The organism is Alistipes sp. An31A (assembly GCF_002159425.1).
Taxonomy (GTDB): domain Bacteria; phylum Bacteroidota; class Bacteroidia; order Bacteroidales; family Rikenellaceae; genus Alistipes; species Alistipes excrementigallinarum.
Genome location: NZ_NFIO01000012.1, coordinates 28,647 through 47,892 on the forward strand (window position 1 = coordinate 28,647; position 19,246 = coordinate 47,892).

The window sequence follows — 19,246 nt, forward strand, 5'->3', positions numbered from 1 at the left end:
CCGGTTTTGACACCGCAAATGTGCGCTCCGCATCTTTCAGTCTTGCGACGGGAGGGTTAAGATTCGGTGAAATCCGACGCTGCAACCGAATTGTAACGGAGACGAAAGGGGTCCGAAACAGCGGTTCGGCATCTTTGCGCCAAAAAATAAGAGGGCACATTCAAACAAATCCGTCCAAAAATGGAGACCGTCTATCTGGGAATCATTCTGTTTCTCTTCATGCTCGCCGTCTTCGACCTGGTGGTCGGCGTGAGCAACGACGCGGTGAACTTCCTCTCATCGGCCGTCGGCGCAAAGGTCGCCCCCTACCGCGTCATCATGTGGATTGCCGCCACGGGAATCCTCTGCGGCGCCCTCATGTCGAACGGCATGATGGAAATCGCCCGCCACGGCATCTTCCGTCCCGAGCAGTTCTTCTTCCAGGAGCTGCTCTGCATCTTTCTGGCCGTCATGGTGACCGACGTCATCATCCTCGACGTCTTCAACACGCTGGGACTCCCCACCTCGACCACCGTCTCGATGGTCTTCGAGCTGCTGGGCGGCACCTTCGCCCTGACGCTCGTCAAGATGGCGGGCACCGAGGGGATGCATTTCGCCGACTACCTCAACACCGAGAAGGCCCTCTCGGTCATCATGGGCATCTTTCTCTCGGTGGCCGTCGCCTTCTTCTTCGGCATGGTGGTGCAGTGGCTCGCCCGACTGCTCTTCACCTTCCGCTACCGCGAGCATCTGAAGTGGAGCATCGGATTCTTCGGAGGTATCGCCACGACGGCCATCGTCTACTTCATGCTCATCAAGGGGGTCAAGCAGACCGCCTTCATGACCCCCGAGGCGAAGGAGTGGATAGCCGCCAACAGCGGCACGCTGCTCCTCGCCTGCCTGGCCGGCTTCACGGTCGTGATGCAGGTGCTCCACTGGCTGCACGTCAACGTCTTCCGGATTGTCGTCCTGCTGGGCACCTTCGCGCTGGCGATGGCCTTCGCGGGCAACGACCTGGTCAACTTCATCGGCGTGCCGCTGGCCGGCTACGACTCCTATCTGGACTATGCGGCCAACGGCGCCGGAAGCGACAGCTACCTCATGGGGGCGCTCAACACCCCGGCCCGCACCCCCTTCCTCTTCCTTGCGGCCGCCGGCCTTATCATGGTCTGGACACTCTGCACCTCGAAAAAGGCGCAGAAGGTCATCAAGACCTCGGTGGACCTCTCGCGCCAGGACGAGGGCGAGGAGATGTTCGGTTCGTCGGCCGTGGCGCGGAGCATCGTCCGCACCTCGATGTCGCTGGCCAACACCGTTGCGAGCATCACCCCGCCGCGCCTCAAGGCGTGGCTCGACACCCGCTTCTCGCAGGAGGATGCCGTCATCGCCGACGGCGCCGCCTTCGACCTGGTGCGCGCCTCGGTCAACCTGCTGCTGGCCAGCCTGCTCATCGCGCTGGGCACCTCGCTCAAGCTGCCGCTCTCGACCACCTACGTCACCTTCATGGTGGCGATGGGTACGTCGCTGGCCGACCGCGCCTGGGGCCGCGAGAGCGCCGTCTTCCGCATCACGGGCGTGCTGTCGGTCATCGGCGGATGGTTCATCACCGCCGGCGTCGCCTTCACCGTCTGCTTCTTCGTGGCGCTGGCGATGTACTACGGCGGCGCGGTGGTCATGGCCGCCATGATTGTGCTGGCCGTCGCACTGCTCATCCACAGCAACATCCGCTACCGCCGCAAACTCAAGTCGGAACACGAGGACAACCTCTTCCGCCAAATCCTTGCCGAGAAGGACAAGAACCGCGTCTGGGAGCTGCTGCGCACCCACGTGAGCGGCACCTTTGCCGGCATGCTCGCCTACACGGCCGACAACTATGCGGGAGTCACCGACGGCTTCATCGAGGAGGAGCGCCGCACGCTGCGCCGCGTGGCCCAGACCATCGACCGCAAGAAGGAACTGCTGCGCAAGGTGCGTCGCCGCGAGCTCATCGGTCTGCGTCGCACGAACCGCAACACGGCCATCGAGAAGAACATGTGGTTCCACCTGGGAAGCAACTGCTGCGTGCAGCTTCACTACGCGCTCAAGCGCATGTGCGACCTCTGCCGCGAACACGTCGACAACAACTTCAATCCGCTGCCCGCCTCCTGCGCCGCCGAATTCATCCCCGTGCGCGACCGTGTGAAGCGGCTGCTGTTGCGTGCCGAGGCGATGATTCGCACCAACGACTACTCGCACGTCGAGGAGCTGATGAGCGAGAGCGCCGCCGTCAATGAGCAGCTCACCGAACTGCAGCAGCTCCAGCTGAACCGCATCCAGGAGGAGCAGGGCAGCATCAACGTCTCGCTGGTCTACCTGAACGTGCTGCAGGAGTCCCAGGAAATCATCTCGGCGCTGCGCCACATGCTGCGCGCCAGCCGCAACTTCCAGCAGTAACCCACGGTGACAGCTGCCACCTCCGAGCCGCCGACCACCTCCACCCGACACCGCCCGGAACCACCCCATACGAAACGGCGGGCAACCCTTTTGTGGGTTGCCCGCCGTTGTTGCAGCGGTCCGATGCACGGGGCGGAGCCTCATCCGAAGAGCCTCTCCCCGGCGGTTCCGGCTCTTCAGAGGGAGATTTCGTCCTCGATGGTCCCCTGACTGCCCCACCCCTCGATGGTCAGCCCGTCGAAGAGAATCGCACCGTCACGGATTGTGAGGTTCACCGTCAGCTCCTTGCCCCCTTCGAGCATTGCGGGGCAGGCGTCGAGCTGCGAGAGGGTGCACTGCTTCGAGAGGCTGCCGGCACGGATGTCAAGCGCGACACCGTCGGCCGCCTGCGGCACGAGCAGCAGCGTCACCTGCCCGCCCCGGGCCGAGAAGCTCTCCTCCGTCGAGCCGCACTCGAGGCTGTTGGCCGCCAGGTCGACCGTGCAGCTGTTGCGGGCCGTGCACGAGGTCTCAATCGCGGAGGCATCGACCGAGGCATCCTCGACCGTATACTTCACCACCAGGCGGTGCATGGCGTGGCGGAAGTGGAGCGCAACGGGCAGCTCGCTGCCCACCTTCACGCCCCGGGCCGAGGCCATCAGCAGGTCGCCCGACGCATCCTGCCGCACCGTAAAGTCGAAGCGGCCGCCATCGAGCGTCCGGGTCGGGTAGCAGGCGGCAAAGTCGACCGTCGCGCCCTCGGCGGCAAAATCCAGGTCGCTCCAGCGGAGGGTCGTGGTGCCGAGCGTGTACTCGAGCGTACGCGAGGCGCTGCCGCTGCCGGCCAGAAGGGTAAAGCTGTCGCCCGGAGTGAACGACCCGCTGCCGTCGGCATCGAGCTGCGGGGCGCGCGTGAGGGCCCCGATGTCGGTCTTAAAGGTGATTACGCGCTCCCCGGCAGGGGTCGGCTCGTTCGATTTGCTGCTGCAGGCTGCAGCGAAGAGGGCCGTCAGGGCGGCCGCACCGCATATTGCAATTCTTTTCATGTGTTTCATGTCGTTTGAGTTCGATGGATTGTTTCGGTTTGATTGTTTGCCGGCCGCAACCCGTTACTTTTCGGGCTGCACCGAGGGGTATTTCCGGGCCCAGATGTCCCGGCGCAGGTCGACGGCCCCGACGCTCATGACGGTCATTCGGGCCGTAGGGCGGTAGAGGGGCTGCATGTAGGTGTAGCCCTTCGACATGTCGGCGTCGTAGACAATCTGGTAACGCGAGATGACGGCCCCGTTGGCATCCTGGTCTCCCAGGTTGTTGTCGCAGAAGTAGACGTGCGAGATGATGCCGTTCTCGTCGTACTCGGCCCCCCAGAGCGTCAGCTGCTTGCCCGCCTCGAAGCGCTCGAGCGGTGCACCGTCGAGCTGCTCGGGAGCCTTGTAGATGATTTCACGCTCCGAGGTGGTGATGCGCAGCAGCCCCTCGTCGCTGCGGAAGGCCTCGACCGACTGGGGAAAGATGACCGCCTCGTAGCTGCCGTCGGCATTCCGGCGCGGCGTTATCCACCCGAACTCATCGGCCGGGGTGAGCCCGCCCGTAAGCAGCTCGAGGCTCCCCTTCATCCGGCTGCGGAGCTCGACCGAGAGCACCTGCTCGTCGCCCGAGAGCTCGATTCGGAGCCGATGCATGGCATGCGTGAAGCTCAACTCGGCGCGGTTGCTCCCCGCCGGCAGGCTCCGCTGCGCAAAGAGCAGGTCTGCGGCCGCAAGACCCTCGGCGCTCTGGTCTGCGGCAAGGGTGAACTCCGCAACCGGGCTCTTCCCCGCGCCGGCACCCTGCACCGGAGAGCAGGCCGCGAGGGTCAGCTCCCCTGCCCCGAAGTCGCTGCGGCGCAGCTGCGGCTACCACTCCCCGCCCGTAAGGGTGAGTTCGCGGTAGGCCACCTCCGTTCCGTTATCAATATAGAGCCCCACGCGGTCCCCTTCGGAGAAGCTGCCGGCTCCCGAGTCATCGAGGCTGGTGCGCGTGGCGGCAATCGAGAAATTCAGTTCAAGGAGGTCATTGCCGCCTCCTGCGGCAGGGTCGTTCAAATCACTGGTGCAGGCCGCCAGCAGGCAGGTCTGAAGCCCCAGCATCATCCATACGGCTCTTTTCATCATCTTCATCGTTATCTTCATGGTTCGTTTGAGGGACAGGCTCGCGGCAGCATCCGGCGGAAGGCTTCCCGACGAAGGCGGAGCGGTCGTCGGAACGGTGTTGCGGAGGTGCTCCCCGGGAGATGTCCCGGCTGCAAAGATAGGGCATTATCCCGATTCTGCAAATCGGCACCCCCTACAGGCCGGCCGGAGCCGTTCCGCAGGGGGTGGGAAGAGCAGGAAGCAATCCGTGGCGGGCGGATGCGGGAAATGAGGTGCAGGTGGAGGGAGCGGCCGGCAAACTCCGAAACGGGGGCACGGGAACAGAAGGCACGAGCGGAGGCACGAGGCAGGAGCGGAACAGGCACCGGACTGGCCGCGTGCCCCGGGCAGGCAGAATCAGTCGGTGCTGACAGGGTCAGTCGGTGCAGCCGGTTCCCGACGGCTCCGGTTCCGACAATTCATACTGACGGTAGAGTTCGTGGATGATGCCGTCGGCCAGTCCCATGCGCGGAACGCAGACCGTATCGATGCCGCAGAGGTACATCACCTCGGTGAAAATCCGCAGTGCCGGCACGATAACCTCCGCGCGGCTCTGGTTCAGATAGAGCTGCTCCATACGCTGCGCCACCGACATGGCGCGCAGCCGGTTGTAGAGTCCCGTGAGCTCCTTGGCGCGGATGCATTCGCGCGACTTCTTCTCGAGCATCTTGTGCAGCTTGTTGATGTTGCCGCCCGAGCCGATGATGGACGAAGGATGCCAACGTGCGGCGATGTCGCGCAGCCACGCCTCGAAACGCACCCACTCCTCGGGCTCCTCCGCGCCGCTGAAGATACGCACCGTGCCGAGCCGGAACGAACGGGCCTCGACCTTGCCTCCCCGGGCGTAGACGACAACCTCGGTGCTGCCGCCGCCCACGTCGACATAGAGATAGGTCTTCGAGGGGTCGAGCGTCTCCTTGAGCCCGCCGGCGGCGAAGATGGTGTCGGCCTCGCGTTCTCCGTCGATGATTTCGACCGAAATGCCGCTGCGGTTCCGAATCAGCTCGACGACCTCCGCCCCGTTGGCCGCCTCGCGCATGGCGCTGGTGGCGCAGGCGCGGTAGTCACGCACGGCAAAGGCGCGGAAGAGCGCCGCGAAGCCCTGCAGTGCGTCACACAGCGCCCCGGCCTTCGCCGCACTGACATGTCCCCGCAGGAAGACGTCGTCACCCAGACGAATAGGCACCCGCACGAAGGCCGCCTTCTTGTACTCGAGGCGGCCGTCCTCGTAGCGTTCGACATAGTTGATGAGCAGCCGGATGGCATTCGAGCCGATGTCGACGGCTCCAAAGGTATCTCTTTTCATCGCATTGCGTTTTTCGGAGAGCGCGGCGCAGGACCCGGGTCCGGAGCTCCGGGCCCGATGCCCGGCAACCGCCCGAGGGGAGGCTCGGCAGGGAGCCCTTCCGCACGCGTCGTCCTCCCCGCAAAGATAGTGCATTTCGGACAAAGAGAACCCCGTGCAGCGGTATTTCGCCGCCGGAGCACCACTTTTTTGGGGGTCTCCCTCGAGCCGTCCGGTCACAACTCCGCGAGGCCCTCCGTTCTCGCCGCAGCATGCGCCGCAACCTCCGGCCGCAAACGCGCCGCCCCTGCCGAACGCCGCGCGAGGGGTCTGCAACGGCGAATTTTGCCCCTCGGCCGCCGCACGCACCCCCGCGGCAGACTCCGCCGCCGCACTCCCGAAACGGAAGATGCTGCCTCAAAAGCCGATAGGCCGCGGGGGCGAGCCTGCCCGCGCGTATCGCAAATGATACTGCGCATTTCCCGAAAACACCCCATTTTTGCCGAAATTTGCGACGTCGGCATCCTCACGGAACAGACGCCCGTCCGCGAATGAGTTGTGTGCATGTTATCTAAGGAAATCAATGAGTAGGAGAATCATTCTGACGGTTCTGATGACGGCGTTCGTCTGTCTGGGAGCCTCGGCCCAGCGGTGGGCCGCCAAGACCAATCTGCTCTATTGGGCCGCAACGACTCCAAATATCGGAGTTGAGGTGGCGCTGGGCAAACACTCCACACTGGGAGCCACCGTCAACTGGAACCCCTGGACCATCGGCTCGGACAACAAAATCCAGCACTGGTTCGTACGCCCCGAGTACCGCTACTGGTTCTCGGCTCCCTATACGCGCTTCTTTCTGGGGCTGCACGCCATGGGCGGAGGCTTCGAGGTGGGCGGCTTCAAGCTGCCGCTGCTGGGCGACAAGCTGCTCACGGGGCTGCCAGGCAACTACTACAAGGGTTCGTTCGCCGCGGCGGGCGTGAGCTTCGGCTACGCCTTCTACCTCTCGCCGAGGCTCAATCTGGAGCTCTCGGCCGGTCTGGGCGTGGCGCGCATCGCCTACCACACCGAGCCCGTCAACGGTCCCAAACCCAGCACGAACCTCAACCGGGTGCGCTACCTTCCGATGCCCACCGAGCTGGGCATCTCGCTCGTCTATCTGTTCAACGCCAAAAAATAGCCTCCGACCATGAAAAAATACTGCCTTATGCTGCTTCTGCTCCTGGCCGCATGGTCGGCCCGGGCACAGTTCGTCGGAGACATCTCCGTGGTGCGCAAGAAGCTCAGCGCCCGCGACGGCGAACTGACCATGGTGCTCGAAATCCGCGTGCGCGACCGCGCCGTCACCCGCTCGCAGAGCCTCGTCATCATCCCCGAGCTGAGCACCGCCGACCGCCGGTCGGTCAAGCTCTTCCCCCATATCCTCATCGAAGGCCCCTACCAGCGCCACATGCGTGAGCGCCGCCGCGTGCTGACCGGCCGCCGCTGGATGGAGCGCGAACCCTACCGCACCATCGAGGCCGTGCGCGGCACCGACGAGACGATTCACTACGAGATGAAGGTCCCCTATGAACCGTGGATGGAGCAGGCAACGCTCGTCATCCGCCAGATTCTGACCTCGGCCGACCGCTCGCAGCGCATCGCCACCATCGATGTCAACGGAGCCGTCGAACGTCCCTAAAGGTTGCAGGATATGAACTACGGATTTGAAAAGAGGATGCGCCGGACACTCGGCGCACTTGCGGTCGCACTCCTGGTCGCGGCGATGCTCCCGTCATGCAGCGGCCTGCGCCGCCTGGCCCGCAGCGAACCGGAGGTGGGGCTCAACCTGCCGGCCCGTGCCACCGTGCCCGACGCCGCACCGGCCGTCGACACGGCCCGTTCGGCCAACCGCATCATCACCTTCCGCCGTCAGGACGGAACCCAGATTTACCTCACACCGATGGAGGTCGACACGGCCACCGGCCAGAAGATGATTTCGGTGGCCATCGACGAGGTGGTCATCTCGGCCTCGAACCGCCGCAACCTGGTCGAGCGCAACGGCAAAATCAACGTCGAATTCGTCGTCACGGTGCCCGAGGCGTTCCAGGAGAAGGACTGGCGGCTGCAGCTCCACCCGATGCTGCTGAAGGGACCCGACACGCTGGAGCTCGACCCGCTGGTCTATACGGGTGAGCGCTTCCGCGCCATGCAGGAGCGCGGCTACGCCCGCTACGACGCCTACCGCGCGCGGATTGTCGACAGCGCCGACTACTTCGAGGCCTTCGGCAACCGCCGCGCCTACGACCGCTACATGCAGCGCGTCGCCCGCAGCCGCGAGCGATACACCTCCTTCGAGGAGCGCCTCGACGGGCTCTCGCCCCGGGAGGCGATGACCGACCCGCAGGTGGGCTGGATGGCATCGGGCGACTACCGCGGCCGCATGCGCCAGCTGCGCCGCTACGCCCGCTCGACCGACCGCTTCGTGGCCCGCAACACGCCGTACCGCCGCGACACGACGAACGAGTACGACCATCTGAACGACTACTTCGCCCCGCGCTACCGCTACGCCACGGAGGACCCGCTGCCGGGCGGCGCCATCTTCACCCGCGTCGAGGGGCGCTACGAGCAGCAGCGCGAGCAGCAGCGCGAAGGCTACTTCCAGCAGGCGGCCCGCTCGCCGCACCGGCTCGGCACCTGCCTGGCCCATGCCGACGACGAGTCGCTCTACTACGCCGCCGCGATGCGCCGCGACTATACGGGACGGCGCAACACGACGGCCGAGGCGACGCTGCGCGAGCTGTCGGACAGCACCGTCGAGCGGCGCTATGAGCAGCGCCAGGAGCGCGTCGGGGCGGTGCTCGGACGGCTCAACAACCTCGACACGAACCAGATGCGGCTGAACTCGATTCCCCGAGAGCGCATCGAGCGCAACGAGCGGCTCGACGCCCGCAGCGGCGAAGTCTTCGCCCGCCGCGTGCGCTACCCCTACCTCCCCTCGCCGCGGCTCGACACGGTCATCCACCAGCCGGACGGTTCGGTGCAGTACCACTACACCGAGCTGGTGCAGGCCGACGAAAACACCTCGAAGCTCTACCTCTACCTCACCGGCCGGGTTGACGATACGGGCGGCGGCCGCTATGTGCTGCCCAAGTCCGACACGCTGACCTACTCGGTGGCCTCGATGACCACCTTCGTCGACGAGACGACGCGCTACATGCAGCGCATCATCACGCGCGACGCCGAGGCCAACGCCCGCTTCTTCTTCACCTTCCCCCAGGGCAAGGCGACGCTCGACAGCTCGCAGGAGGAGAACCGCACGCAGATTGCCGCCGTACGCCGCCTCACGCACGACCTGATGACCGACCCCGTCTACATCATCGACAGCATCACGCTGCGGGCCACCTCCTCGCCCGAGGGTTCGTGGAGCCTCAACGAGCGGCTGGCACGCGAACGCGCCGAGGCGCTGCGCCGGGTGCTGGTGGGCGAATTCCGCACGCTCTACGACTCGCTCAAGGTGGCGGCCAACTATACGCTCGACGAGCGGGGACGCGTCGTGGCCGGGCAGGCCGACGACGGGCTGCCCGACCTGCCCAACCTGCTGCGCACACAGTCGCTGGCCGAAGACTGGGCCGAGCTGCGGCGGCTGGTGGTGGCCGACACGCTGCTCACGCGCAAGGAGGAGCTGCTTGCGGTCATCGACTCCGACATCGCGCCCGACAGCCGCGAGTGGCGCCTCCGGCTCAAGTATCCGCGCGAGTACGACCGTCTGCGCAAGGTGCTCTACCCGCAGATGCGCGCCGTCGATTTCCGCTTCAACCTCCACCGCCGCGGCATGCGGCAGGATACGGTCTACACGACCGAGGTCGATTCGAACTACATGCGCGGCATGGAGCTGCTCAAGCGGCGCAACTACGAGGCGGCGCTGACGATTCTGCGCCCCTACGAGGACCGCAACACGGCGCTGGCCTACCTCTCGCTGGGCTACAACGAGGCGGCCTACCGCATCCTGCGCAACGTGCCCGACGCCCACTCGATTGCCGACGTGCAGTACATGCTGGCGGTGGTTGCCTCGCGGCTGGGTGACGAGGAGCAGGCCGTGCAGTACTTCCTGCGGGCCGTCGAGCTGAGGCAGAACCTCAAGTTCCGCGGCAACCTCGACCCCGAAATTTCGAGGCTGATTCGCAAGTACGGACTCTTCCGCGAGGACTTCGAATAACCGGCGCTCCGGCATACGCAAGCGGGACGGCCGCCCATGCAACGATGGGCGGCCGTCCCGTTTTTGCATGCCATACAGAGGCTGCGGTCAGAGCTGCTTGTCGGCCACACGATGCGCCGTGCGGAGCTGCAGGCCGAGCAGTGCGGCCGAGGCGCCGGCCAGCAGCAGCGAAAGGCCCACCCAGACCACGACGGCCGTCGAGCCGAAGACCAGCGGCTGGAAGAGAATGCCCAGCGCGCAGAGCAGCAACAGGATGCCGCAGAGGATGGTCCATCCGGCGCCGCGGATGCCCACGGCGCGCATGTCGCCGCCCAGCCCCACGGCGCTGAAGCCGCGCATGAGGAGCCAGAAGCCCAGGACGACGGGGAGCGTCGCCGAGGAGAGGGCCACGTTGAAGACCAGGATGAGGCCCAGGACAATCTCGATGACGCCCCAGGCGAGCATCCATCCGCGGCCGGTCACATAGTGGGTGTTGCGCGCGGCGACAATCGTCTCGACCACCCCCGTGAGGAGCATCAGCCAGCCGAAGAGCACGGCCATGCCGACGTAGCTCTGCACCGGGAAGGCGAAGACGACCACGCCGATGAGGAAGAGAATGACCCCTCCCGCAAGCAGCAGCCACCAGTAGCGGACGGCCTGCCGCGAGCCTTCGAGGTAACGGAACAGGGAATCTTGCATAGAAACTCAGGTTTTGATTCAACCCCGCAAGGGTGCAAGGAGTGTGCCACGGAGCGCCACGGAACGCTCCCGAACGGGCGAAAAGCGCCCCGGAGCATACAAACACGCCGAATATCGTCTATCTTTGCAACCGTAAATCGAACAGAACGAGTACACATGGCGATTTCGAAGGAGATGACCTCGGGGCGGCCGCTGCCCCAGATTCTGAGTTTCACGCTGCCCCTGCTGCTGGGCAACCTGCTCCAGCAGACCTACTCGCTGGTCGATGCGGTCATCGTGGGCAAGTTTCTGGGCATCAACGCTCTGGCCTCGGTAGGAGCCAGCACGTCGGTCGTCTTTCTGATTCTCGGCTTCTGCAACGGATGCTGCGGTGGATTCGGCATTCCGGTGGCCCAGAAGTTCGGCGCGCGCGACTACGGCGTCATGCGGCAGCTGGTCTTTGTCAGCCTGAGGCTGGCCACCGTCATGTCGCTCTCCATCGCCCTCGTCACCTCGCTGCTTTGCCACGACATCCTGCAGTGGATGCGCACGCCGGAGAACATCTTCCAGGGGGCCTACGTCTACCTGCTCATCACCTTCATCGGCATCCCCTGCACCTTCTTCTACAACCTCCTCTCGAGCATCATCCGCGCGCTGGGCGACAGCCGGACCCCCTTCTGGTTCCTGCTCTTCTCGACCCTGCTCAACATCGTGCTCGACCTCTTCTTCATCCTCGTGCTCGACTGGGGCGTGGCCGGCGCCGGCATCGCCACGGTCCTCGCACAGGGCATCTCGGCGCTGCTCTGCTACCGCTACATGATGCGCCACTTCGAGATTCTCCAGCCCAAGTCGCGCGAAGAGCGGCAGTACAGCCCCCGTCTGGCCCGCACGCTGCTCACCATCGGCGTCCCGATGGGGCTGCAGTTCTCCATCACGGCCATCGGCAGCATCATGCTCCAGAGCGCCAACAACGCGCTGGGCACGGCCTGCGTCGCCGCCTTCACGGCCGCCATGCGTATCAAGATGTTCTTCATGTGCCCGCTCGAGAGTCTGGGCATCGCCATGGCCACCTACAGCGGCCAGAACTACGGTGCCGGAAAGCCCGAACGGGTCTGGGCCGGCGTGAAGGCCAGCACGCTCCTGATGCTCATCTATTCGGCCTTCTCGTTCGTCATGCTGATGCTCTGGTCGCAGAGTTTCGCGCTGCTCTTCGTGGAGCCCACCGAGCACGAGATTCTCGCCGATACGGTACGTTTCCTCCACATTTCGGTCTCGTTCTTCCCGGTGCTGGGCATGCTCTGCGTACTGCGCTACACGATTCAGGGGGTCGGATACACCAATCTGGCGATGCTCTCGGGCGTCTCGGAGATGGTGGCCCGCATACTGGTGAGTCTGCTGGCCGTCCCCTCGCTGGGCTACATCGCCGTCTGCTTCGGCGACCCGACGGCGTGGGTCTTCGCCGTCGCCTTCCTCGTGCCGGCCTTCGCCTGGGTCTACAAGCGGCTGCTCCGCATCCGCGACTCGAAGTGGAGCGCCGAGGATGCGGCGGCGCGCAGCTGAGCCCTCCCGACCGCTCCGCAACGATACAAAAAAGGCGTCGGACAACCGAGGTTGTCCGACGCCTTGTCGTTCATACAGGCCGCTACGCGTGCACGGCACCCTGTTCGCTGCCGTTCTGCTCGCTGCTGCTTTGCTCGTTGCCACCCTGTTCGCTGCCACCCTCCGGGCCGGTGCTGCGCACGAAGTCGAGCAGCGCACGGGCCGTCTTCTCGGGCTCCTCGAGGAAGCCCATGTGACCCGAGTGTTCGAGCCACACCACCCGCGCCTGCGGATGGGCGGCCACCATCGCCTCGGCCTTCTCGACCGGGATGTAGCCATCCTCGCGTCCCAGGATGAAGAGCTGCGGCACGGACGAGGCGCGCAGCATCTCGTTGCGGTCCTTGCGCGCCAGCATGCCGTTGAGCAGCGCCACGATGCCCTCGTCCTCCGTGACGAAGACCTGCTCGGTGAGGTCCTCGATGGCATCCTTCATCCGCGCCCGGTTCTCGGGGGCGAAGCCCGCCTCGGGGGCCACATGCGCCAGCAGCTCCTTGCGGCCGGCGCGCACCAGCGCGATTTCACGCCGCCGGTTCTCCACCTTCTCGGGCGTGTCGGCATTGGGCGTCGAGCTGAGCAGCACCACGCCGTCGAGCATCTCGGGATGGCGTTCACTGAAGGCCAGCGCCACGTAGCCGCCCATCGAGTGGCCCACCAGCGTGCAGCGCGCAATGCCCAGCGCACGCAGTCCGTCGGCCACCACGTCGGCCAGGAACTCCATCGAGTGCTCCTCGCCCGTGACGACCGAGATGCCGTGGCCCGGCAGGTCGAGCGTCACCACGCGCACCTCTTTGTAGAGCAGCGGCACGAAGTCGTCCCAGACGAGCATCGATTCCAGATAGCCGTGCAGCAGCACGACGCAGCGCTCACCCTTCTCCGAGTCGCAGACATGCAGGGCAACCGGCCCCGCCATGATGAATTTTTCGGTCATTTTCCGTCAAGATTACTCCTCTTCGTCGTCGAAATAGTCGAGGGCCGACTCCCGCTTGGGGCGTACCTCGTACGTTTCATCCTCCTCGTCGTCCAGATGACGGTAGAGCGTATGACGCTCCTTGCCGCTCTTGTGCAGCGGTTCGAGGCGCTTCGCCTTGCGAAGCTCGTCCGTGTCGTGCGCACGGCCCCCCTTGGATGTTTTCATGGATGGATGGAAAAGATAAGGAAAAAAGATGTTGTACTGAATTGAATATACGCAGAATCAGAAGTTTTCGGTATCGAATTCACCCTCGAAGACCCGGCGGGCAGGGCCCGTGAGCCGGATGTCGGTATAGTGCTGCGTCCCGGCCTCGTGGCGGAAGCGCACCTCCAGCTCGCCGCCCGGCACCTCGATGCGGAAGCGGTGCACGGCGGGCTGACGCACGTACGAGGTGACAATGGCCGCCGCCGTGACCCCCGTACCGCAGGCCAGCGTCTCGTTCTCGACGCCGCGCTCGTAGGTCCGCACGCGCAGATGCCCTTCGCCCAGCTCCTCAACAAAGTCGACGTTCGTTCCGCGCGGGAAGCGGGCGTCGTGGCGAATCGTACGGCCGCGGCCCACCACGTCGACGGCCGAGACATCGGGGACGAACTCCACGAAGTGGGGCACTCCCGTGTCGAGGGCCCACCACGAGCCGCCGTCGCGAATCTCCGAGACGTTGAGCATCCCCACCTCGATGTCGCCGGCGAGCCCCCGCGTGCGCAGAATCCGCGCCATGTGCAGCCCGTCGGCCGCGTCGAAGAACTTCACCTCGCCGCCGACACCGAGGTGCTCGGCAAAGAGCGTGAAGCAGCGGGCGCCGTTGCCGCACATCTCGCCCTCGGAGCCGTCGGCGTTGTAGTAGCGCATCGAGCAGTCGAGCTCGGAGCTGCGCCGCAGCGTCATCAGCCCGTCGGCCCCGATGCCGAAGTGGCGGTCGCAGAGCCGCGCAATACGCGCGGGGTCGGGCGTGAAGCGCTCCTCACGGTCGTCGAGCAGGATGAAGTCGTTGCCCGCACCCTCGTATTTGGCAAACTTGAGCAGCATGTGCAGCGGTGTTATATCCTCACAAAAATAATAAAACTTCTAAAAGTTTTACTACTTTTGTAAAAAATTGTCTCCCCCGTTCCGCACCCGCCGCCCGGCGCGCCGCGTGTGGCAAAGGAATTGTTAATTGACACAACATCATGAAAAGTCAGCTCTTCAAGCACCGCTCCATCCGCAAGTTCAAGTCCCGCCCGATACCCGTCGAAACGCTGCGCGAAATCCTCGAGGCCGCCACGCGCGCCTCGACGTGCGGCAACATGCAGCTCTATTCGCTCATCGTAACGCGCGACGAGGCGCTGCGCAACGAGCTCGCGCCCTGCCACTTCAACCAGCCGATGGTGCGCCAGGCCCCCTGTCTGGTGACCGTCTGCGCCGACGTGCACCGCTTCTCGATGTGGTGCGAGCAGCGCGACGCCGACCCCGCCTACGACAACTTCGAGTGGTTCCTCAACGCCGCCACCGACGCCCTGCTGGCGACGCAGAACCTCTGCATCGAGGCCGAGTCGCACGGACTGGGCATCTGCATCCTCGGCACGACGCTCTACACGGCGGGCGACATCGCCCGCATCCTCGAGCTGCCCAAGGGGGTCATCCCGCTGACGACCGTCGTGATGGGCTACCCCGACGAATCGCCCGAGCTGACCGACCGGCTGCCGCTCGAGGCGGTGGTCCACTACGAGAAGTACACCGACTACACGGCCGCCGAAATCGACGAGCTGTGGGCCGAGCGCGAGGAGTCGGCCCAGACCAAGCAGCTGCTCGAGGAGAACAAGCTGCCCAACCTGGCCCAGATTTTCACGCGCAACCGCTACCGCCGCGAGGACAACATCGCCGTGTCGAAGGCCTACTTCGCCCTGCTGCGCGAAAAGGGATTTTTCAACAACTGACCGAACCGGGTCGACAACCGACGCCGAGACACCGATGGGAACAAGGGGAGTGCGCACGCTGGCCATCGCACTGCTGAGTCTTCTGGGCTCGGCCTGTAGCGTCACGCGCCACATTCCCCAGGGCTCCTACCTGCTGACGAAGGTCTCGGTGGAGACCGACCATGAGGCTCCGCGTTCGGAGCGAATCACCTCGTCGGAGCTCGAGAAGTACATCCGCCAGAGCCCCAACAAGCGCTTTCTGGGGACCTACTTCTACGTCTGGCTCTACGAACAGGCCGATACGGCGAAGCACAACCGCTGGAACAACTGGAAGCGCAAAATCGGCGAGGCCCCCGTGCTGCTCGACATGAACCTCACGGAGCGCTCGGTGCAGAACTTCAAAATCTACCTCGACTCTAAGGGATTCTACGCCTCGGAGGCCTCCTACGAGCTCGACACGACGCGCCACCCGCGCAAGGCGAGCATCACCTACCGCATCCGGCAGGGGGCGCCCTACCGCATCGACACCATCGCCTACGACTTCCGCGACCAATTTCTCCGGCCGCTGATTCTGGCCGATACGGCCCACTCGCTCATCCATGCGGGCGACATCTTCGACATCACGCAGCTCGACGCCGAGCGGACGCGCATCGCCACCTACCTCAAGCAGCGGGGCTACTACAACTTCTCGCCGAGCAGCATCGAATACGTAGCCGACACGCTCGGCGGCGGACACCGCGTCGGGGTGACGATGGTCATCAAGCCCTACCTTGCGGGCTACAACGCCCAGGGCGAACCCATCTTCGAGAACCACAAGGTCTACCGCATCGGGCGGGTGAACGTCTACCCCGAATACGACGCGGCGGCCGTCCGTGTCGACTCGTCGCTCCTCGAGCGGCTCGACACGACGCTCTACGAGGGGCTGCGCATCGTCTACGAGGGTCGGCCCCATCTGCGCCCCGTGGTGCTGCGGCAGGCCATCCCCATCTACCCCAACTACCTCTACAACGCCTCGCAGGTCAACCGCGCCTACTCGGACCTCATCGGGCTGGGCTACTTCAAGAGCGCCCGCATCGCCTTCACCGAGATGCCCCGCCTGACGGCCGACTCGACGCAGAGCTACGTCTCCTACATCGGCGCCCTGGCCGACTCGACCTCCAACCGCTACACGCGCGAGGAGTACCTCGCCTGCCACATCCTCTGCACGCCGGCCCTCAAGCAGAGCTTCAAGGCCGACGTCGAGGGGAGCACCACCTCGAGCTTCTACGGACTGAAGGCCACCGTCGGCTACCAGAACCGCAACATCTTCCGCGGCGCCGAGTCGTTCGACGTCTCCGTCACGGCCGGTTACGAGTTCATGAAGGCGCCCGACGCCCGCAAGAAGACCGCCAAGGAGTTCGGCGTCACCACGAGCCTCCTCTTCCCGCGCTTCCTCGTGCCGTGGAGCGCCTCCCGCTTCCAGAACATCAACCAGCCCAAGACCAAGCTCGAGGTCTCGGTCAACTACCAGGACCGCCCCTTCTACCGCCGCACGCTCTCGAGCGCCAGCCTCTCCTACCTGTGGAGCAACAAGCGCTACTCCTCCTTCGCGCTGCGCCCCATCGACATCAACGTGGTCGACGTGAGCTACCTCGACGCGCAGTTCCTCGAGGATACGGAGAACGAGTACCTGAAGAAGAGTTACGAGTCGCAGTTCATCGGCGGCCTGAACTTCAGCTACACCTACAACGGCCAGCTCAAGAATCTGGGCGGCAACAGCACGCTCGTCCGCTTCAACTTCGAGACGGCGGGCAACCTCATCGACGGCCTCGAACACCTCTTCTCGCGCCCGGTTTCGGGGACCGACTACTACCACATCTTCGGACTGCGCTACGCCCAGTACTTCCGCACGGACCTGAGCGTGAGCCGCACCGTAATGCTGGGCGACAAGGTCGCGCTGGCGGGGCGCCTCTACGGCGGTGTGGGCATGGCCTACGGCAACTCGAAGGGGGTGACCATCCCCTTCGACCGGCTCTTCTATGCGGGCGGCAGCGGCGGCATGCGCGGCTGGACGCCGCGTACGCTCGGCCCGGGCTCCGTGCCCAAGCCCAGCGACACAAGCTACCCCACGCAGCTGGGTGACATGAAGCTGGAGGCCAACCTCGAGCTGCGCTTCCCGATTTGGGGCATCTTCCACGGGGCCACCTTCTTCGATTTGGGCAACATCTGGTATGTGCGCCAGACCGACGGCTCGATTCCCGAGGCGGCGCTCTTCCACTTCGACACCTTCTACAAGCAGCTGGGCTTCAACACCGGTCTCGGCCTGCGCCTCGACATCAAGTTCGTGGTGCTGCGTCTGGACTGGGGCATCCAGCTCCACAACCCCAACAACCCGGCCGGAGAGCGGTGGATTCACAACTTCCGCTGGAGCAATACGGCGCTCAACTTCGGCGTGGGCTATCCCTTCTGACGCCGGGCGGCAGCAGGCAATGGAGTCGCTCCGGCAGAAAATGCGGAAAAAACGGCCCGACGATTTGGATTTTCGGAAATTCGTATTACCTTTGCAACCACAATCGGGGGATTAGCTCAGCTGGCTAGAGCGCTTGCATGGCATGCAAGAGGTCACGAGTTCGAATCTCGTATTCTCCACCAAACGAGGCCGAAAGCAGGCCTGAAAGCTGTAAACGACTTGTTTACAGCTTTTTTTTGTTGTATTCCTCCTCATCGGACAACGGCAAAAGAGCGGGAGAAAGTTCCCGCCTCCGCACGCCCACAGGCAAAAAAAGAGAGGCGCCGGACGGAATACTCCGTCCGGCGCCTTGCTGTCAGCATCTCGGATTGCCGCTATTCGTTGCGGAACATCGTCTTGAGCTCCTCCGTCGAGAAGAGCTTGCCGAAGTTCGTGCCGTCGCAAATCCAGAACATCATGTTGGTGATGTTGTCGGCACCGGCGCCCTTCACCACGTTGTCCGCGATGGTCAGGTTGTCGTGCATGAAGCCGCAGATGGTCACGGCGCTGTCCTTGCAGTAGGCGCTCGATACGTTCTCGAACGTGCAGCCCGTAACGGTCACCTTGGCCTGGGCGTTGGCGTAGTAGTCGCTGCCGTTCCGCAGCTCGAGGTGGATGTAGCGGTAGCCGCCCTCGACCGTGTTGCGGAAGGTGCAGTTGGTAATCTCAATCGACTCCACATCCTTGTCCGTCAGCTGGATGGCATCCCACTGCGCGTTGGAGAAGGTGCAGTTGTCGAAGACCAGCGTCCGGCACTTCTGGCTCGTGACGTAGACCGCCGAAGCCTGGCCCGAACTGCTGGTGCCGTTGGCAAAGTGGATGCCGCGCACCACCGTGTTCTCACCGTTGAAGTAGACCGGAGCACCCGTCAGCGTCACGTCGCCCTGGGCCGTCAGCGTCACATCCTTCGGGAAGGAGAGCACCTCGCTCAGCGCGATGTCGCCGACCAGCGTGATGACCGGCTCACCCTCGGCGATGGCAGCTTTCAGCTCGTCGGCCGTTGCTGCACCGGCGCCCTCGATGACCTCATAGGTTGCCGGGTCGTCGCTCACCTTGACCGACGAATAGCCCTCAACCAGGAAGTCGCCGCCGCGTCCGGGGTCACCCGTTGCCGGGTCGTAGTTGACGAACGTACCGCCCTTGATGGCGACCGTTCCGGGGTCGGAGTCGAGCTGGTTGAGCAGGTACCAGTGTCCATCCACCATCTGCGTTACGGAGAAGTGGCCGCCGTTGATGGCCAGCGAACCGCCGTAGACCTGGATGCAGTTGACATCGGAGCTGAAATCGCCGCCGTTGATGACGAGCGAACCGTTCTTGTTGACAATCAGAATGCCGCCGTTCTTGTAGGAGATGTTGCCGGGGCCGTTGATGACCATGTCGCCGTTGACGTTGAAGGCGGTGTAGAGCTCCTCGCTGTCAAAGACGATGTCATGGCCGTTCAGGTTGAGCTCCATCTTCTTGCCCTCGGCAACGGTAATCTCCTGCTCGAGGGTCATGTTCTCCTCAAGCTCCACCGTACCGCCGTTCTCGGCCGCAAAGAGCAGCTGCGAGAGGTTGTGGTCCGGCTCGCCGAAGCCCGGGTCGATGTCGATGTCGAA

15 protein-coding genes, 1 tRNA gene and 1 pseudogene are annotated in these 19,246 nt (G+C 64.4%); 8 read left to right on the forward strand and 9 right to left on the reverse strand.

The window, feature by feature from the left end; all coding sequences use genetic code 11:
- Nucleotides 1–180 precede the first annotated feature (180 nt).
- On the forward strand, nt 181–2,412 hold the full coding sequence (locus B5F90_RS09420) for an inorganic phosphate transporter (protein ID WP_087362551.1): 2,232 nt from the start codon (nt 181–183) through the stop codon (nt 2,410–2,412).
- A 176-nt stretch (nt 2,413–2,588) separates the two neighbouring features.
- On the opposite strand, the gene B5F90_RS09425 is transcribed toward B5F90_RS09420, so the two are convergent.
- From B5F90_RS09425 to B5F90_RS09440, 4 genes are all read right to left on the reverse strand, one after another.
- Nucleotides 2,589–3,437 carry a fimbrillin family protein gene (locus B5F90_RS09425; RefSeq protein WP_162607774.1) on the reverse strand — a complete coding sequence of 283 codons (849 nt, stop codon included), beginning with the start codon at nt 3,435–3,437 and terminating at the stop codon, nt 2,589–2,591.
- A 63-nt stretch (nt 3,438–3,500) separates the two neighbouring features.
- Nucleotides 3,501–4,280 carry a fimbrillin family protein gene (locus B5F90_RS09430; protein ID WP_343213196.1) on the reverse strand — a complete coding sequence of 260 codons (780 nt, stop codon included), beginning with the start codon at nt 4,278–4,280 and terminating at the stop codon, nt 3,501–3,503.
- Nucleotides 4,281–4,286: 6 nt separating this feature from the next.
- Nucleotides 4,287–4,562, reverse strand: coding sequence for a fimbrillin family protein (locus B5F90_RS09435; protein ID WP_087362554.1), 276 nt, complete (start codon nt 4,560–4,562; stop codon nt 4,287–4,289).
- Nucleotides 4,563–4,938: 376 nt separating this feature from the next.
- A complete protein-coding gene (locus tag B5F90_RS09440; protein ID WP_087362555.1) occupies nt 4,939–5,868 on the reverse strand; it encodes a hypothetical protein in 930 nt (309 codons plus the stop codon).
- A 562-nt stretch (nt 5,869–6,430) separates the two neighbouring features.
- On the opposite strand from B5F90_RS09440, the gene B5F90_RS09445 reads away from it, so the two are divergent.
- Genes B5F90_RS09445 through B5F90_RS09455 form a run of 3 tightly spaced genes read left to right on the forward strand, consistent with a single transcriptional unit; the run spans nt 6,431 to nt 10,042 of the window.
- A complete protein-coding gene (locus B5F90_RS09445; RefSeq protein ID WP_087362556.1) occupies nt 6,431–7,024 on the forward strand; it encodes a DUF3575 domain-containing protein in 594 nt (197 codons plus the stop codon).
- A 9-nt stretch (nt 7,025–7,033) separates the two neighbouring features.
- A complete protein-coding gene (locus B5F90_RS09450; RefSeq protein WP_087362557.1) occupies nt 7,034–7,525 on the forward strand; it encodes a DUF3868 domain-containing protein in 492 nt (163 codons plus the stop codon).
- Between the two features lie 12 nt (nt 7,526–7,537).
- Nucleotides 7,538–10,042 (forward strand): tetratricopeptide repeat protein, encoded by a 2,505-nt coding sequence (locus B5F90_RS09455; protein ID WP_087362558.1) that lies wholly within the window; start codon nt 7,538–7,540, stop codon nt 10,040–10,042.
- Nucleotides 10,043–10,129: 87 nt separating this feature from the next.
- On the opposite strand, the gene B5F90_RS09460 is transcribed toward B5F90_RS09455, so the two are convergent.
- The gene (locus B5F90_RS09460; RefSeq protein ID WP_087362559.1) at nt 10,130–10,720 is read right to left on the reverse strand and encodes a DUF308 domain-containing protein; all 591 of its coding nucleotides are present in this window, start codon (nt 10,718–10,720) and stop codon (nt 10,130–10,132) included.
- A gap of 156 nt (nt 10,721–10,876) precedes the next feature.
- Between B5F90_RS09460 and B5F90_RS09465 the strand changes: the two genes are divergently transcribed.
- Nucleotides 10,877–12,259 carry an MATE family efflux transporter gene (locus B5F90_RS09465; protein ID WP_087362560.1) on the forward strand — a complete coding sequence of 461 codons (1,383 nt, stop codon included), beginning with the start codon at nt 10,877–10,879 and terminating at the stop codon, nt 12,257–12,259.
- An 82-nt stretch (nt 12,260–12,341) separates the two neighbouring features.
- Here the strand turns inward: B5F90_RS09465 and B5F90_RS09470 are convergent, their stop codons facing one another.
- From B5F90_RS09470 to dapF, 3 genes are read right to left on the reverse strand one after another with little or no spacing between them, the layout of a single operon-like run.
- Nucleotides 12,342–13,226 (reverse strand): alpha/beta hydrolase, encoded by an 885-nt coding sequence (locus tag B5F90_RS09470; protein ID WP_087362561.1) that lies wholly within the window; start codon nt 13,224–13,226, stop codon nt 12,342–12,344.
- A gap of 12 nt (nt 13,227–13,238) precedes the next feature.
- Nucleotides 13,239–13,433, reverse strand: a complete 195-nt coding sequence (locus B5F90_RS09475) for a hypothetical protein (protein WP_087362562.1) — start codon at nt 13,431–13,433, stop codon at nt 13,239–13,241.
- Between the two features lie 57 nt (nt 13,434–13,490).
- Nucleotides 13,491–14,294 (reverse strand): diaminopimelate epimerase, encoded by an 804-nt coding sequence (gene dapF, locus B5F90_RS09480; RefSeq protein ID WP_087362563.1) that lies wholly within the window; start codon nt 14,292–14,294, stop codon nt 13,491–13,493.
- A 140-nt stretch (nt 14,295–14,434) separates the two neighbouring features.
- Between dapF and B5F90_RS09485 the strand changes: the two genes are divergently transcribed.
- The 3 genes from B5F90_RS09485 (at nt 14,435) to B5F90_RS09495 (ending at nt 17,791) form a co-directional block, all read left to right on the forward strand.
- Complete coding sequence (locus B5F90_RS09485) at nt 14,435–15,181, forward strand: nitroreductase family protein (RefSeq protein ID WP_087362564.1); 747 nt, start codon at nt 14,435–14,437, stop codon at nt 15,179–15,181.
- A gap of 34 nt (nt 15,182–15,215) precedes the next feature.
- Nucleotides 15,216–17,609, forward strand: coding sequence for a BamA/TamA family outer membrane protein (locus B5F90_RS09490; protein ID WP_087362565.1), 2,394 nt, complete (start codon nt 15,216–15,218; stop codon nt 17,607–17,609).
- A 105-nt stretch (nt 17,610–17,714) separates the two neighbouring features.
- A tRNA-Ala gene (locus B5F90_RS09495) sits at nt 17,715–17,791 on the forward strand.
- Between the two features lie 192 nt (nt 17,792–17,983).
- Here B5F90_RS09495 and B5F90_RS11015 read toward each other — a convergent pair.
- Nucleotides 17,984–19,246, reverse strand: a pseudogene (locus B5F90_RS11015) (hypothetical protein); the annotation flags it as partial.

Excerpts from the sequence above, each read along its gene's own strand:
- B5F90_RS09420 (WP_087362551.1), top strand. The coding sequence starts at position 181 with ATGGAGACCGTCTATCTGGGAATCATTCTGTTTCTCTTCATGCTCGCC.
- B5F90_RS09425 (WP_162607774.1), bottom strand. The coding sequence starts at position 3,437 with ATGAAAAGAATTGCAATATGCGGTGCGGCCGCCCTGACGGCCCTCTTC.
- B5F90_RS09435 (WP_087362554.1), bottom strand. The coding sequence starts at position 4,562 with ATGAAGATAACGATGAAGATGATGAAAAGAGCCGTATGGATGATGCTG.
- B5F90_RS09440 (WP_087362555.1), bottom strand. The coding sequence starts at position 5,868 with ATGAAAAGAGATACCTTTGGAGCCGTCGACATCGGCTCGAATGCCATC.
- B5F90_RS09445 (WP_087362556.1), top strand. The coding sequence starts at position 6,431 with ATGAGTAGGAGAATCATTCTGACGGTTCTGATGACGGCGTTCGTCTGT.
- B5F90_RS09450 (WP_087362557.1), top strand. The coding sequence starts at position 7,034 with ATGAAAAAATACTGCCTTATGCTGCTTCTGCTCCTGGCCGCATGGTCG.
- B5F90_RS09455 (WP_087362558.1), top strand. The coding sequence starts at position 7,538 with ATGAACTACGGATTTGAAAAGAGGATGCGCCGGACACTCGGCGCACTT.
- B5F90_RS09460 (WP_087362559.1), bottom strand. The coding sequence starts at position 10,720 with ATGCAAGATTCCCTGTTCCGTTACCTCGAAGGCTCGCGGCAGGCCGTC.
- B5F90_RS09465 (WP_087362560.1), top strand. The coding sequence starts at position 10,877 with ATGGCGATTTCGAAGGAGATGACCTCGGGGCGGCCGCTGCCCCAGATT.
- B5F90_RS09470 (WP_087362561.1), bottom strand. The coding sequence starts at position 13,226 with ATGACCGAAAAATTCATCATGGCGGGGCCGGTTGCCCTGCATGTCTGC.
- B5F90_RS09475 (WP_087362562.1), bottom strand. The coding sequence starts at position 13,433 with ATGAAAACATCCAAGGGGGGCCGTGCGCACGACACGGACGAGCTTCGC.
- dapF (WP_087362563.1), bottom strand. The coding sequence starts at position 14,294 with ATGCTGCTCAAGTTTGCCAAATACGAGGGTGCGGGCAACGACTTCATC.
- B5F90_RS09485 (WP_087362564.1), top strand. The coding sequence starts at position 14,435 with ATGAAAAGTCAGCTCTTCAAGCACCGCTCCATCCGCAAGTTCAAGTCC.
- B5F90_RS09490 (WP_087362565.1), top strand. The coding sequence starts at position 15,216 with ATGGGAACAAGGGGAGTGCGCACGCTGGCCATCGCACTGCTGAGTCTT.